Annotated in this window: 14 protein-coding genes; all 14 read right to left on the bottom strand. The window is 49.2% G+C overall.

Going from position 1 to position 14,266, the window contains the following annotated elements:
• Positions 1-944 (bottom strand): glycosyltransferase family 4 protein (locus AC1DRN_RS23055; protein WP_477786806.1); only part of this gene is annotated, 944 nt, incomplete at its 3' end.
• Between the two features lie 223 nt (positions 945-1,167).
• Positions 1,168-1,572 carry a nucleotide sugar dehydrogenase gene (locus AC1DRN_RS23050; RefSeq protein WP_458239062.1) on the bottom strand — a complete coding sequence of 135 codons (405 nt, stop codon included), beginning with the start codon at positions 1,570-1,572 and terminating at the stop codon, positions 1,168-1,170.
• Between the two features lie 80 nt (positions 1,573-1,652).
• The gene (locus tag AC1DRN_RS23045; protein ID WP_457266301.1) at positions 1,653-2,864 is read right to left on the bottom strand and encodes a glycosyltransferase family 4 protein; all 1,212 of its coding nucleotides are present in this window, start codon (positions 2,862-2,864) and stop codon (positions 1,653-1,655) included.
• 15 nt (positions 2,865-2,879) lie between these two features.
• Positions 2,880-3,998 carry an EpsG family protein gene (locus AC1DRN_RS23040; protein WP_223462476.1) on the bottom strand — a complete coding sequence of 373 codons (1,119 nt, stop codon included), beginning with the start codon at positions 3,996-3,998 and terminating at the stop codon, positions 2,880-2,882.
• Positions 3,998-5,281 (bottom strand): O-antigen translocase, encoded by a 1,284-nt coding sequence (locus tag AC1DRN_RS23035; RefSeq protein WP_477786805.1) that lies wholly within the window; start codon positions 5,279-5,281, stop codon positions 3,998-4,000. Before AC1DRN_RS23035 ends, AC1DRN_RS23040 begins: the two co-directional genes overlap by 1 nt.
• Positions 5,271-6,413 carry a dTDP-4-amino-4,6-dideoxygalactose transaminase gene (gene rffA / locus AC1DRN_RS23030; RefSeq protein ID WP_223462474.1) on the bottom strand — a complete coding sequence of 381 codons (1,143 nt, stop codon included), beginning with the start codon at positions 6,411-6,413 and terminating at the stop codon, positions 5,271-5,273. The genes AC1DRN_RS23035 and rffA overlap by 11 nt, the downstream gene beginning before the upstream one ends.
• Positions 6,400-6,972 carry an acyltransferase gene (locus AC1DRN_RS23025; RefSeq protein WP_223462473.1) on the bottom strand — a complete coding sequence of 191 codons (573 nt, stop codon included), beginning with the start codon at positions 6,970-6,972 and terminating at the stop codon, positions 6,400-6,402. The genes rffA and AC1DRN_RS23025 overlap by 14 nt, the downstream gene beginning before the upstream one ends.
• Positions 6,973-7,225: 253 nt before the next feature.
• Entirely contained in the window at positions 7,226-8,275 is a 1,050-nt protein-coding gene (locus AC1DRN_RS23020; protein ID WP_477786804.1) for an LPS O-antigen chain length determinant protein WzzB, read from the bottom strand.
• 61 nt (positions 8,276-8,336) lie between these two features.
• The gene (locus AC1DRN_RS23015; protein WP_223462471.1) at positions 8,337-8,573 is read right to left on the bottom strand and encodes a lipopolysaccharide assembly protein LapA domain-containing protein; all 237 of its coding nucleotides are present in this window, start codon (positions 8,571-8,573) and stop codon (positions 8,337-8,339) included.
• A gap of 24 nt (positions 8,574-8,597) precedes the next feature.
• Positions 8,598-8,900, bottom strand: coding sequence for an integration host factor subunit beta (ihfB, locus tag AC1DRN_RS23010; protein WP_223462470.1), 303 nt, complete (start codon positions 8,898-8,900; stop codon positions 8,598-8,600).
• Positions 8,901-9,051: 151 nt separating this feature from the next.
• Positions 9,052-9,333: a hypothetical protein gene (locus AC1DRN_RS23005; RefSeq protein ID WP_223462469.1), complete on the bottom strand. Its 282-nt coding sequence runs from the start codon at positions 9,331-9,333 to the stop codon at positions 9,052-9,054.
• 210 nt (positions 9,334-9,543) lie between these two features.
• Complete coding sequence (gene rpsA, locus AC1DRN_RS23000; RefSeq protein ID WP_007973639.1) at positions 9,544-11,235, bottom strand: 30S ribosomal protein S1; 1,692 nt, start codon at positions 11,233-11,235, stop codon at positions 9,544-9,546.
• Positions 11,236-11,355: 120 nt separating this feature from the next.
• Positions 11,356-12,045 carry a (d)CMP kinase gene (gene cmk, locus AC1DRN_RS22995; protein ID WP_008049002.1) on the bottom strand — a complete coding sequence of 230 codons (690 nt, stop codon included), beginning with the start codon at positions 12,043-12,045 and terminating at the stop codon, positions 11,356-11,358.
• Positions 12,042-14,249, bottom strand: a complete 2,208-nt coding sequence (locus AC1DRN_RS22990; protein WP_263289828.1) for a bifunctional prephenate dehydrogenase/3-phosphoshikimate 1-carboxyvinyltransferase — start codon at positions 14,247-14,249, stop codon at positions 12,042-12,044. Before AC1DRN_RS22990 ends, cmk begins: the two co-directional genes overlap by 4 nt.
• Positions 14,250-14,266 lie beyond the last annotated feature (17 nt).

Here is a 14,266-nt window from a genome sequence, read left to right as displayed (position 1 = left end):
GTATAGGAGAACGCCTCATCCTGCTTCAACGTCACCAATAATCCCGCGGCGCGACTGAAAAAATGCGGCATTTCAGTKGCCGCAAAGCGTCCGGCAAGAACAAGGTTGTCCAAACCTCGGGATTTCTTCTGGGTTTCAATCCAGCTCGACATACTGCCGCTTCCGACCAACACAATCCTGAGTTCCGACAAATGGCGAAGCTTGTCAGCTACCTCAACGAGGGTTTCGACCGACTGTGCGGTCCCCAGGTTTCCGGCAAAGACAAGACAGAAATTATTGTCGAGCTCCGCGAGCAAGGGTGCAGGAATCCGGGTCTCTACCAGACTCKGTGGCACGTCCTGATAGGAGTTGGGGTGATACACAACCTTGTCAGGATTGGCATAACGGGCGACCGGCTCTCGAAATGCCCTCGACTGAACCAGAAGCGTATCGACGAAGGCGTAAATACCTTTCACCAGCCAGCCCACAACACGCAATATAGTTTTGTTCTTGATGAACCCGGTCGCACTCAAGCTCTCCGGCCAGAGATCTTGAACCCATACAGCCAGATGACTCTTGAGTTTCCACTTCAAGTAAATCGCAGGGATTACCGAGGTAATCGGTGAAGGTGCAAACACAAAAATCGCGTCAAAATTTTCACCCTTTACTGCGGCCGGGTAAAATTTAAGCCCATTTAAAATAAACGACAAATAGTTCAGCACAAGATTTTTTGCACCGGAAGCACCACGTGGTCTGAGTGGTGCACGACAAACACTAACGGAAGACTCGAATTTTTCTTCCTGATATCCAGAAGCACTGTAACCACTAAAGACAACGCCATCAGGGTAATTTGGCTTACCCGTAAGAACCTTGATGACGTGCCCTTGAGCAGACAAAGTCTTGACCAAATCATTAATAATGAACGACTCAGGCCAGAAATATTGCGTAACCACCAGGATTTTCATCTAGCAAGCACCTTCTTTTGAGCGTTTGGCCAACGCGAGCAACTCGGACCAAGTCTTTTTCGAGGTGCTTTCCCAATCAAATCTGCCACCCTGCAAAACGGCTGCAGCCGACAACTTAGTCAATAGCTCAGGAGCTGATAGGGACTCGATCAGCACATCACCTATATTTTTCGAGTCAAACGGGATGGTTTTACGAAAACGGAAATCGAACGAAATCATATTCCTAAACATCGTAACGACCGCGCAATCGGCCGGTGCACGAGCCCTCACTATTAAAATCACGCAGAGTATTCTCAATAGTCTCTGCCGCTGCTGTGACCTTGATGCCTTTGACCTTATGAGTCCCTGCCGTGATAATTCTGCCAAATAACAAATCGACCAGACCGACGGCTCCCTGAGTGAATCCAGAGGTAACTTTTTTAATGTTAGTGACTCGATGGAGTTCAGACTTTAATACGCTGCCAGATACCTCGCGCGTAGAATCATGACTAAATTTCAGCGCATCAATCGTGGTTTTGCTGATATCAAACCCGACCACGCTCACTTTATTGCCAAACTCTATAGCCGGCGGCTGGCTCACATAACCAAGACCTACAACGGCCAAATTTACATCTTCGAGTTTAAGCATTGAATTTCCTTGCGACTAACCGCCGGGCCAACCGTAAAATGACTTCAATATATTGCAGATCCAGAAACCCAGGTAACACTTTACACGTTATCAAATCTTGATTTAAGAGCCTTTGGCCCAAGCTTGACAATTGAGTACACAAAAGAAAATATAGCTCGGCACCTACTGAATCGAATTTTAAAGTCCGGGTAACATGCCGACAACTCAATAAACCTTGAAGTTGTATCTTCGATATTAAACTGCCCGGCTTTAGCTCTATGCGCATCAGACAGTGAGTTATATTGAGAAACTTCCATTCGATATAGCATTTCTATGCATTCAAAAATAGGAATTCGACGTGTTGTGGCTGAGGCTTCGTTGTATGAGTAGCCGTCAATTTCCGAAAAAAAGCCACACGTATGGGGAGTCGGTATTGATTCTATCCCAACAATTGATGGCACACCCGCTGCAGAGGCTTCGATGAGAGTGGTACCAGAGCCTATAAAGCAAAAAGCGCCATTAATAATTTCAGGAAGATCCGAATACTTTACTTCGCCCATAAAGTGGACAAACTGCGCTACACCACACTGGACCGAGTAAGCTTCAAGCGCTTCTCTTTCGGGCCCGTCGCCATATATATAATAATGAAAATCATCAACAAGTCGCAAACTTGACAATATAGATATTACATGCCTATTGTAAACCTTGAAGTCCACAAGACGACCAACAGATAACAGTTTTAATGACCGCTTGTCAGGACAACACATCCTATAATGCTCAAGTGATATACCCAGTGGCAACAATGCCACCTCACTAACATCTAAAGCCTTGTACGTTGCCGCAATCTCCGCAGTACTCTCATTCGGAAACAGAGTAAGCTTTACATTTTTATCGTACAATTCAAGCATCTTTTTTCTAAAATAGACACTTCGATCACGCCACCAAACAATTTCTCGAGAATGGTAGATACCGATAGACAGTGCATCGAAAGAATATTTTTTCCGCTGAAAATACATATACGACAAAGTTAATAAGTCAACAACATGAACCACATCAAAATGAGTATGAGAACACGCACTCGCAGGCACCAAAGCGTTTAGCCAACTGGATGCTCCAAAAAATGGAAAATACTCAACAACGCAAACTGTTGCTACAGACGATAGCTTTTGGAAGAGTAAATCATCATATTTACTGGAGAGCAAAATCACAGTGACGGAGTGGCCCTGCTTCTGTAATTCGGTGGCCAAACGGACCACGTAGGTTTCTACGCCCCCCATGGATAGGCCACCCATCACAAAAAGTATATTTTTCAATTTACTCTCTACTTACTAATTATTGAAATTAAAAAATTGAACTGCTTCACCTGTCCAACCTGCATTATCTGTCAAATTCAAGAACAAAGTCAGTCCTGCATACAGTATTATTAGAGCGTAGCCCAGCCATTTGCCGAACAACGAAAAGAAGACAAACGGTAACAATACGTACTCAAACATCGAAATAGCCGCATAACTTCTTCCCGCGACAATTGCAAAATCGCCCAATGCAATCCGTATAAAAGTTGCGCAAAAAAAGAAGCAAAAAACCAACTCAAAATGCTCATATTCACTTGAGATCTTGCGCCAAAAAATCAAGGCCAACCCTACAAAAAACAAATTCTTTAAATTTACCGCACTGAACAAGGGTAACGGGTAGTTATAAATATCCGCATTGAGATACAGATTTATTTTCTCACCTATAAACCCAAAATTAATCAAATATGAAAAAAGTGTTTGTATATCAAAAAATGCCGTAAAAGCCAGGAGAAAAAGTGCGACGGCCGCGTACACACTGCGACCTGGTCGAAGTTGATAAATAGCGAACGGCAATAGAATCAACAATGATGACACATGCACAAATGCGGCACAGATCACCAGAAGCATGAATATACCGATCTTCCGCACAGGAACAAACGTCGCGGCCCAAAAAAGAAGCGCGGAGGCTAAACCAAGACGAATGGCATTTAGTTCTTTATTAAGATAAAAATGACAAAAATATACAAGGATCGCGGCGCCGACATGGGGAGAAAAAAACCTTATCGCCCTGACGTTCAGCGCTACAGAGGCTAATGCAACCACACTGAAAAGCACGAGAGGCTCGCTACCAAAACCGCGCAACATAGACAGCAGGGTAAAAAACCCGAGCTCCACATTGAACTGTGAGTAGCTATATCCGCATAAAAACTCATCACACCCAAAAAAAAACGGAATGTTCGTGAACATTTGCGCGTAGGCAACATCATCGCTACCTACACCCAAACTCCGTAATGCCGCTAATATCACGAGAGCTATAGCCGATGAAAAAACTGCAAGCTGCTTGACCCACCCTTGTTTAATCAGCATTTCCGTACCACCGGAAATGGTCAAAAATATGAACACAGCGTAAATAGGCCAAACAAACTCAAAAGACATCAGTTACGCACCCAAAACTTCAACGCAAGAATACTTACAAGGAAACACATGATATAGGACATCATATACGCAACCGTGACACCTTCTGCGCCAACAATAAACTGCCCCACCAACAAGCTTAGAGATACAAATAAACCAGCTTGAAAAACTTCTGAAACTATATAAATACGAGTTGCCGCTCTTGCAACTGCAACAAAACCAATGACATAGTTAGACGCCTTGAAAAAATCACCAATCAGCTGGTAGAGTAAATATTCATTTAATTCCTCGAACTCTTTAGAGAGCAGCAAGGGAACAAAAAAATCCCGCCCAAAATAAAGCGTCCCGCCGCCGACTGCGAAAACAGCCATGACAAAAACTACAAACTTATGGGTAAGCTGCTCTATTTCTTTTTTATTATTAATCCGAGATATCATCGGCATGAAATAGGATGCCAAAAAGACACTAAAAAACCCCAAATATGCACTAGAGAGCCTAATTAGACCTTGCCAAATTCCCGCCTGGGTATAACCGGAATTACTAATTAGATTTTGTCGAATATAAATCTCGACAACGGGAAATGCGATCGCGCTCACGCACAACATCAAACTGAACCAGCCTAACTTTTTAAGTAAAAGCGAATCTATTTCCCTACGTCTAAACCTGAAACGTAGCGAGGACCTCAGATATAAATAAATACTTGGAAATACCGCCATTGCCAAGATCGATATAATCGCTATCGCCGCACCCGGCAACCCAAATTTTAATATCAGAAACCAGGCAAACGGTAACGAGATCAAGTTCCCAACTATCTGAGAAAATGCAAACGACTTAACATCAGCAAGTCCATTTGCGACAGAAGAGAACAGCATATTAAAAGCTAGCACAAACTGAAAAATCGACAACAATGATATAACCCAGGCAAGACTACCATCCCCAAGTATGAACACTGATATCGAATGAGAAAAAAGCAAAAACAACAAAGCAAAAAAAACAGAAAAGACAAATGCAAAAGCCGAGGCAGTACTCAAAAGCCTATAGAGATTAAACTTGTCATTTCTGTATTCAGCAGAATACTTTATAACGCCATGAGTGATACCTCCGCCAGCCAGCAGAGCGAGTATCGAAGTCAGGCTCATAAAATGGCCAAGCTTCCCCAGCCCGTCCGGCCCCAAATATAGAGCGATTAGCTTTAGAATCAGAAAGCCAACAACTATTTTTGAAGCCTGGGCAAGAGTCGTCAATACGGCGCTGGAAACAGCTTTCCGATACTGAAGCTTGTCGCTGCACTCGTTACGCGACACAGGACATAATCGCTGCAGTTACTTGGCTCTTGACCTCATTTTCCTCATCAGTATTCATACCTAACCAGAGAGGCAAGCGAATAAGGCGCTCACTTTCACGGGTGGTAAACTTATCATCACCGGAAAATACACCAAGCTTTTTTCCAGCAGGTGCCGAATGCAAAGGAATATAATGAAATACAGCACCAATACCAGCGTCTTTTAGTTTACTCAGCACTGCTGTGCGGACATCAATATCCTTCACCTTGATATAATACATATGGGCATTCGCAACACAGCCGTCCGGTATCACAGGGAGATCAACAACTCCCTTATTTTCATAAGCTTTAAAATGCTCATGGTACTTTGCCCATAGGGCAAGACGTGCAGAATTGATATATTCACAACGCTCTAACTGACCATACAAATAAGCCGCCTGCAGCTCACCAGGAAGATAACTGCTTCCTACATCTACCCATGTATATTTATCAATCATCCCTCGAAAGAACTGACTCCGATTTGTCCCTTTTTCCCGGATTATTTCTGCGCGGGCAACGAAACGAGCATCATTAATAATCAACAACCCTCCTTCACCACCACTTGTAAAGTTTTTTGTTTCGTGAAAACTAAAGGCAGCCATGTGACCAATAGAACCCAGTTGACGCCCCTTGTAGGTGGACATCATTCCCTGAGCAGCGTCCTCTATTACAAACAAACCATTGCGCTTGGCAATATCCATTATTGTATCCATCTCGCAAGCGACGCCTGCATAATGCACAGGCACGATCGCCTTGGTCCGAGATGTAATAGCACCCTCAATCAGGGTTTCATCAATGTTCATTGTGTCTGGGCGAATGTCGACAAACACGATTTTCGCCCCTCGCAGTACAAAGGCGTTTGCCGTACTAACAAAGGTATAGCTTGGCATGATGACTTCATCACCAGGCTGAATATCGATGAGAATTGCGGCCATTTCCAATGCCTGAGTACAGGAAGGCGTCAATAGCGCCTTGGCGCAGCCCAACGTTTTCTCAAACCACTGATGGCACAAAGCAGTGAACTCACCATCTCCCGACATTTTACCACTGCGCATGGCACGGAGAACGTACTGATCTTCATTACCAGTATATGGGGGCTTGTTAAATGGGATCATTTTTTTGCTCACTTAAAAATTCGACTTCGAGTTTCAGCAAATCTTTTTTGCGTTGTTTTATAAGCTTCGCTGGCACGCCGGCATATATCCCCCATGCCTCAGTCGACCTGGTGACTAATGCCATTGAGCCTATAGAACAACCTTCTGATATCTCAACACCCGGGAAAATAACCGACCCCGCTCCCACAATGACATGTCTGCCGAGTCGAACAGCGGAAAATTTCTCGTTCTTGAATTTTTTCGGGACGAGAGAGTTGGTCAATGTCTCGCCGCTATAATCGTCCGATTGCGAAAAGACTTTTACGCCATATGCCAATGTACAAAAATCGTCCATGACGATACCAGGAATACCTCCGGCGACGAGACACATTGGCGTGATGTGATTGTACCGACCAATTTTTACGCTTCCCGAGATCACACAAAAATCGTCAATCCTGGAAAAATCACCTATCTCGATTTTGTCCGCATTGTAAATGCACGCCTTGTCGCTGATTTTCACCTGCTTGCCAAGACTCTTGAAACCCAATTCTTGAAGTTCTTCGTCGGTTAGATAGGCCATTCTTGATGTACCAATTGAATTTGTAGTGCTAAATATTATTTCTACTATTACCGGTCACAAGCTTGCTTTAAGGTATTCAAGCTAAGCCCTGTGTCTCCTGCTCACAACCGAGAGAGGAGTGATTGTACCGACAGCCGGTAACTATCCAGTCGAAAACCACTGACTGATTGTACATTCACTAACCTGATTTCGCATAATGCCGCCGAAGAATCAACGCAAGCGCCGATTATCCAGCATTTTTCTTAGAGAAACCTCAAGAAAGCGCTCTACGCCGCCCCCACAAATAACGAACCAAACCAAACAGCAACCCCAGGAGCATCCCTCCAATCATTCCCAACCCTATGCACAGCATTTTCTTTGGCTTGATGGGGTCATCAGGTATCTCAATAGATCCATCTTGCCGATAAACAGAAACGCTGGAGGGATCAATCTGCAAGTCTTCATAGAAGAACTTTTTGATTTCAAGCATACGAAGATTTTTTATGAAGGGATCGTTACTTTTTCTCTCCTGCAAATTTTTTATTTCTGCACTCAGCGCCTTGGTGCCTCGCATGTACGTCAACTGGCCATCCATCGTTGCATTGACTTCGGCGGCGACATTACCAGAAATGATAGGAGGCTCTTCAAGGCCAATCGACTGCGCAACCCTCAACGCTTCTTGTAGTCGACTAATCGAATCACTCCGTACCCCACTTTCAGTCTGTCGCAAGATACTGATTTGCTGACCAATATTACGTGCGCGAACTTCTGCTTCCCGCGTAACGTTGGTAATCATCTCATTTTTAGAGGCTATACCTGCATTTGTTGCGAAGGTTTTCACCCACTCGGTTGCGCGCGTAGGATCATTATCCTGGACCGAAATCGAGTATCGATCTGGTTGTTCCTTGGAGGGCAAGCCTACAGTCAGCTTCTTTAAAAACTTTGAATACAATAAATCCTGTGACTCTTTTCGAGTCGTTTCAGAAAGCGATGGTAAATACACCTCTAGAAAGAACGCGCGACGCAACGCTTCACTTTGCAAGTTGCGAGTAAAAACATCAAACACATCCTTTACTGTATAAGGTGTAAGCTCCAACTCTTTGGTTCGACCATAGTTAAAATCGGCGATCCCATTAAAAGTTGGTGGCAGCAAATATACACGAGCCTCATAAACTGACTTACTGATAAACGCATAAGCTGTTGCACCCAAAACAACAACTAAAGTAGTGCACAGTATCATTACTTTTTGAGCCCAAAGGGATCTCATCAACTCAAAAAAATCTATCTCATCCGACCCGGGCTTGGTCGATGGGTCATTCGTCATTCTGGCCAGCCTTTTCTAGTATGCATTTATGATGTTGCTTTTCATGTTCCAAGCTCGTATTTTAACGAATTCTAGGGTGCGTTTTCTTCTTTTGCGCAAAAATAAAAGCTAAAAGATGCCCTATTGCCATACCGCTCAGCAACACAAAAATTAGCGATACAGCTAGCGGAAGCTCCGGCGACGACCATCCAAGAAATACCAGTGAAACAGATTGCTTATTTTCAAGCACAAAAATGACTGTCGCAAATACAATCAGCAGTGCAATTACAAAAAAAACTATGCGCTTGACATAACTCATCGAAAAGTCTCTCGCAAATATCGATTACTGCTTTGCATCCTCGTCCTCATCCTCATTAACCCGATCCCTCAACTCTTTCCCGGGCTTGAAATGCGGAACAAATTTGCCGTCGAGACTGACCGACTGACCAGTTTTCGGGTTACGACCTACGCGTGGCGCCCGGTAGTGCAGAGAGAAGCTGCCAAACCCCCGGATCTCGATGCGATCCCCGGTAGCCAGACATTGGGACATTTGCTCAAGCATGGTCTTGATGGCCAGCTCCACATCCTTGGATGAGAGCAGCCCTTGATGGGTGACAATTCGTTCGATCAACTCCGACTTCGTCATATTTTTCCCTTCTTTTTCAAGCAGCTAGATCAGCGCTTCAAAGGTTTTAGCACGCCGGCATGATTTTGAACAGCCCGAGTTTTGCCATCTATTCCCCAACCCCAAAATGCTTGATTCCTGAAAGGCGGAAGACCTCTGAGCGGTTACCACCTCATCGACAGATCACCAACATAGTGCGCGTCAGGAACCCTGCCGGATTGAATCCAAAGAGGAAGCTTTCCTCCTCTTCCTTGACATCGTCAGATCTCGCTACAACTTTGTAGCCTGCCCCTCTGCACTCCTTGGCCGCGCGCTTGTAACACCTCTCCCATCTCGAACCGAGCCCCGAACAATCGACCTCTATGCCGCTAACCCCGCGCACTACGTGAGTTTTGGCATTGGTGGTACAACCCGCTAGCGCCAGCACTGCTACTGCGACAATTAGCTTGTTCATTCACGTCCTTTTGCCAGAAAGCCTACCGGGCGATCATTAGTCTCAGGCTAAAGACTAGCTGCAAATAAGCGCTTGATCCGACTAAACAATCAGACATTTTTTCAGCACCTTTGGTTCACGACTCGAGCAGCTACAGCCGAGCGAAACTCACCAAACTCCAGGCACAAAAAAGGGCGACCGAAGTCGCCCTTTTTTACAGAAAGTCAGAACTTAGTTCTGCTTTTCCATTTGTGCACGCAGCAGGTCACCCAGAGTGGTGGCCACAGGAGCATCAGTAGCTACTGGCTTGTCGCGCAGGCTCTGGATTGCTTCTTTCTCGTCTTCAACGTCTTTCGACTTGATCGAGAGCTGGATTACACGGCTCTTGCGGTCAACGCTGATGATCTTGGCTTCTACTTCTTCGCCTTCTTTCAGAACGTTGCGCGCGTCTTCAACGCGGTCACGGCTGATTTCGGAGGCTTTCAGAGTCGCTTCGATATCGTCGGCCAGAGTGATGATGGCGCCTTTAGCGTCAACTTCCTTCACGATGCCTTTAACGATGGCGCCTTTGTCGTTCTCTTGAACGTACTCGGAGAACGGATCGCTTTCCAGTTGCTTGATACCCAGGGAGATGCGCTCGCGCTCTGGGTCAACCGACAGGATAACGGTGTCCAGCTCGTCGCCCTTCTTGAAGCGGCGAACGGCTTCTTCGCCCACTTCGTTCCAGGAGATGTCGGACAGGTGAACCAGACCGTCGATGCCGCCGTCCAGACCAATGAAGATACCGAAATCGGTGATCGACTTGATGGTGCCGGAGATTTTATCGCCCTTGTTGAACTGGCCAGAGAAATCTTCCCATGGGTTGGATTTGCACTGCTTGATGCCCAGGGAGATACGACGACGCTCTTCGTCGATGTCCAGAACCATGACTTCCACTTCGTCGCCGACTTGTACGACTTTCGAAGGGTGGATGTTCTTGTTGGTCCAGTCCATTTCGGAAACGTGTACCAGACCTTCAACGCCTTCTTCCAGCTCAGCGAAGCAGCCGTAGTCGGTCAGGTTGGTTACACGCGCGGTAACGCGAGTGCTTTCCGGGTAACGGGCTTTGATAGCAACCCATGGATCTTCGCCCAGTTGCTTCAGGCCCAGGGAAACACGATTGCGCTCGCGATCGTACTTCAGAACCTTGACATCGATCTCGTCGCCAACGTTGACGATTTCGGAAGGATGCTTGATACGCTTCCAAGCCATGTCGGTAATGTGCAGCAGGCCATCGACGCCACCCAGATCGACGAATGCGCCGTAATCGGTGAGGTTCTTGACGATACCTTTGACTTGTTGGCCTTCCTGCAGGGATTCCAGCAGAGCTTCGCGCTCGGCGGAGTTCTCGGCTTCCAGGACGCTGCGACGGGAAACGACAACGTTGTTGCGCTTCTGGTCCAGCTTGATGACCTTGAATTCCAGCTCTTTGCCTTCCAGGTGCGTGGTGTCGCGCACTGGACGGACGTCAACCAGAGAACCTGGCAGGAACGCACGGATGCCGTTAACGTCGACAGTGAAGCCGCCTTTAACCTTACCGTTGATAACGCCCTTGACCACTTCTTCGGCTGCGAAGGCTGCTTCCAGAACAATCCAGCATTCAGCGCGCTTGGCTTTTTCACGGGACAGCTTGGTTTCACCAAAGCCGTCTTCAACCGAGTCCAGAGCAACGTGAACTTCGTCACCGACGTTGATGTTCAGTTCGCCAGCGTCGTTGTAGAACTGCTCAAGCGGGATGAGTGCTTCAGACTTCAGGCCAGCGTGAACGGTTACCCAGCGAGCCTGGTAATCGATATCAACGATAACACCGGTGATGATGGAGCCTGCCTGAAGGTTCAGGGTTTTTAGGCTTTCTTCAAAGAGTTCCGCAAAGCTTTCGCTCATTTTAATTCCTGTTGATGAGGGCGAAGAATACGCCCATCTCCACACCCCAGACGGTGTGGGTTAGTTTCATTTAAAAGAAGCCACCGCAGGACTATGACTGGTCCCCTGCGGCCTTCTTGGTCACCCGGCGATATCGCGAATGGCGATCTCGCTCATGATGCGTTCCAGCACCTGGTCGATGGATAATTCCGTGGAATCCAGCTGTATGGCGTCAGCCGCCGGTTTGAGCGGGGCTACCGCTCGCTGGGTGTCACGCTCATCGCGCGCACGTATCTCATCTAGCAGACTCGACAGACTAACACCCTCGACTTTGCCCTTCAACTGCAAATATCGTCGGCGTGCCCGCTCCTCGGCGCTGGCGGTCAGAAAAATCTTCAGCGGCGCATCAGGAAAAACCACGGTGCCCATGTCGCGACCATCCGCCACAAGACCCGGCGCTTCCTGAAAAGCTCGCTGGCGCTGCAACAGCGCCTCGCGTACAGCAGGCAACGCAGCCACCTGGGAAGCGCCGGAACCGACGCTTTCGGTGCGAATGACATCGCTGACTTCATCACCTTCCAGAATGATGCGTTGCAACTGACCGTCCGTCGCCGCGATGAACTGCACATCCAGATGAGCGGCGAGTTTCTTCAGCAGCTCTTCATTGGTCAGGTCGACACCATGATTATGCGCGGCAAAGGCCAGCAATCGGTACAACGCACCGGAGTCCAGCAGGTTCCAGCCCAGGCGCTTGGCCAGAATCCCGGCGACCGTGCCCTTGCCCGAACCGCTTGGCCCATCGATGGTGATGACCGGTGCAATGCTGATCACGACTGTGCCTCTTGTGCCACGCGAATACCGACCTGTGCGCACAGCGCCAGGAAATTCGGGAACGAAGTCGCGACGTTGGCGCAATCATGAATGCGGATCGGGGCACTGGCGCGTAGCGAAGCAACGCTGAACGCCATGGCGATACGGTGATCGCCATGGCCGTGCACTTCACCGCCGCCGATCTGACCGCCGTCGATGATGATGCCATCCGGGGTTGGCTCGCATTTGACGCCCAGCGCCAGCAAACCATCCGCCATGACCTGGATGCGATCCGACTCCTTGACCCGCAGCTCTTCGGCACCACGCAACACGGTGCGCCCTTCAGCACAGGCAGCGGCGACGAAGAGCACCGGAAATTCGTCAATGGCCAATGGAACCAGCGCCTCGGGAATCTCGATACCTTTGAGTTTAGCTGCACGCACGCGCAAGTCAGCCACCGGTTCACCACCCACTTCACGCTGGTTTTCCAGGGTGATATCGGCGCCCATCAGGCGCAGGATGTCGATCACACCGGTACGGGTCGGGTTGATGCCGACGTGCTCGAGTACCAGTTCCGAACCCTCGGCGATCGAGGCCGCCACCAGGAAAAATGCCGAGGAAGAGATATCACCCGGGACTTCAATGTGGGTCGCGGTCAGTTTGCTGCCAGATTCGACCGATGCGGTAGCACCGTTGACCGTTACCGGATAGCCGAAACCGCGCAGCATGCGCTCGGTATGGTCGCGGGTCGGAGCAGGCTCGGTAACCGTGGTCTTGCCTTCGGCATACAGGCCGGCCAACAGCAGGCAGGACTTAACCTGGGCACTGGCCATCGGCATGGTGTAGGTCAGGCCCTTGAGCTTGTTGCCACCACGAATGGTCATCGGTGGACGACCCTCGGCGGCGGTTTCGATCACGGCGCCCATTTCACGCAGCGGATTGGCCACGCGATTCATCGGGCGCTTGGACAGCGATGCGTCGCCGGTCAGGGTGCTGTCGAAGTTCTGCGCGGCCAGCAGGCCGGACAGCAGACGCATCGAAGTACCGGAGTTGCCCAGATAGATCGGGCCCGGCGCCGGCTTCAGGCCATGCAGGCCAACGCCGTGAATGGTCACGCGTCCGTGGTGTGGGCCTTCAATGACCACGCCCATGTCACGGAATGCCTGCAAGGTCGCCAGGGCATCTTCGCCCTCGAGGAAGCCTTCGACTTCGGTGACGCCTTCAGCCAGGGAGCCGAGCATGATCGAACGGTGGGAAATCGATTTGTCACCTGGTACGCGAATCCGACCGGACAGGCGGCCACCAGGTTGAGCCAGGAAAATCAGATCGTTGGAATTCATAGCGTCCACATAGGCCCTGCGGGCCAGGATTTTACTGAAATGCTCGCGAGCAACCCGGGCGCGAGTGAAAACGCCCAACAATTGGTGCCCATCCCCTGCATCGACCGCGTCGCGCAAGGCGTCGAGATCGCTGCGAAATGTATCGAGTGTGCGCAGGACAGCTTCGCGGTTGGCGAGAAAGATGTCGTGCCACATGACCGGGTCGCTTCCGGCGATTCTTGTGAAATCGCGGAAACCGCCCGCAGCGTAACGGAAGATCTCAAGATTTTCATTGCGCTTGGCCAACGAATCGACCAAGCCGAACGCCAGCAAGTGCGGCAGATGACTGGTCGCCGCCAAGACTTCGTCGTGACGTTCAACCTGCATGTGCTCGACATCGGCGCCCAATTCGCGCCACAAACGGTCGACTACCGCCAGGGCTGCCGGATCGGTTTGCGCCAGCGGCGTCAGGATCACTTTATGGCGACGGAACAATTCGGCGTTGGAGGCTTCCACCCCGCTCTGCTCGGAACCGGCAATCGGGTGCCCCGGCACGAAGCAAGACGGCATGCTGCCAAAGGCTTCGGTGGCCGCACGCACCACATTGCCCTTGGCACTGCCGACATCGGTCAGGATCGCCTGGCCCAGATCCATGCCCGCCAGACGCGCGAGCACTTTCTCCATGGCCAGGATCGGCACCGCCAGCTGAATGACGTCGGCGCCCTGACAAGCAACGCCCAGGTCTTCCTCACAGCGATCCACCACACCCAATTCGACCGCGAGTTTGCGCGATTGCGGATCGAGATCGACCCCGACCACTTCGCGGCATATGCCACTCTCACGCAACCCCTTGGCAAACGAACCGCCGATCAATCCAAGACCGACCACCACCAGGCGACCGATCATAGGTTCAGCAGATTGCA

The organism is Pseudomonas sp. P5_B3 (assembly GCF_056400405.1).
Note: the sequence above shows the minus strand (reverse complement) of the source record. Positions and strands in the feature narration are given on the sequence as shown.

Bases quoted from the DNA above. Each gene is read 5' to 3' on its own strand.
- ihfB (WP_223462470.1), bottom strand. From the start codon at position 8,900: ATGACGAAGTCGGAGTTGATCGAACGAATTGTCACCCATCAAGGGCTG.
- AC1DRN_RS23005 (WP_223462469.1), bottom strand. From the start codon at position 9,333: ATGAACAAGCTAATTGTCGCAGTAGCAGTGCTGGCGCTAGCGGGTTGT.
- AC1DRN_RS23020 (WP_477786804.1), bottom strand. From the start codon at position 8,275: ATGACGAATGACCCATCGACCAAGCCCGGGTCGGATGAGATAGATTTT.
- AC1DRN_RS23025 (WP_223462473.1), bottom strand. From the start codon at position 6,972: ATGGCCTATCTAACCGACGAAGAACTTCAAGAATTGGGTTTCAAGAGT.
- AC1DRN_RS23050 (WP_458239062.1), bottom strand. From the start codon at position 1,572: ATGCTTAAACTCGAAGATGTAAATTTGGCCGTTGTAGGTCTTGGTTAT.
- rffA (WP_223462474.1), bottom strand. From the start codon at position 6,413: ATGATCCCATTTAACAAGCCCCCATATACTGGTAATGAAGATCAGTAC.
- rpsA (WP_007973639.1), bottom strand. From the start codon at position 11,235: ATGAGCGAAAGCTTTGCGGAACTCTTTGAAGAAAGCCTAAAAACCCTG.
- AC1DRN_RS22990 (WP_263289828.1), bottom strand. From the start codon at position 14,249: ATGATCGGTCGCCTGGTGGTGGTCGGTCTTGGATTGATCGGCGGTTCG.
- AC1DRN_RS23015 (WP_223462471.1), bottom strand. From the start codon at position 8,573: ATGAGTTATGTCAAGCGCATAGTTTTTTTTGTAATTGCACTGCTGATT.
- AC1DRN_RS23040 (WP_223462476.1), bottom strand. From the start codon at position 3,998: ATGTCTTTTGAGTTTGTTTGGCCTATTTACGCTGTGTTCATATTTTTG.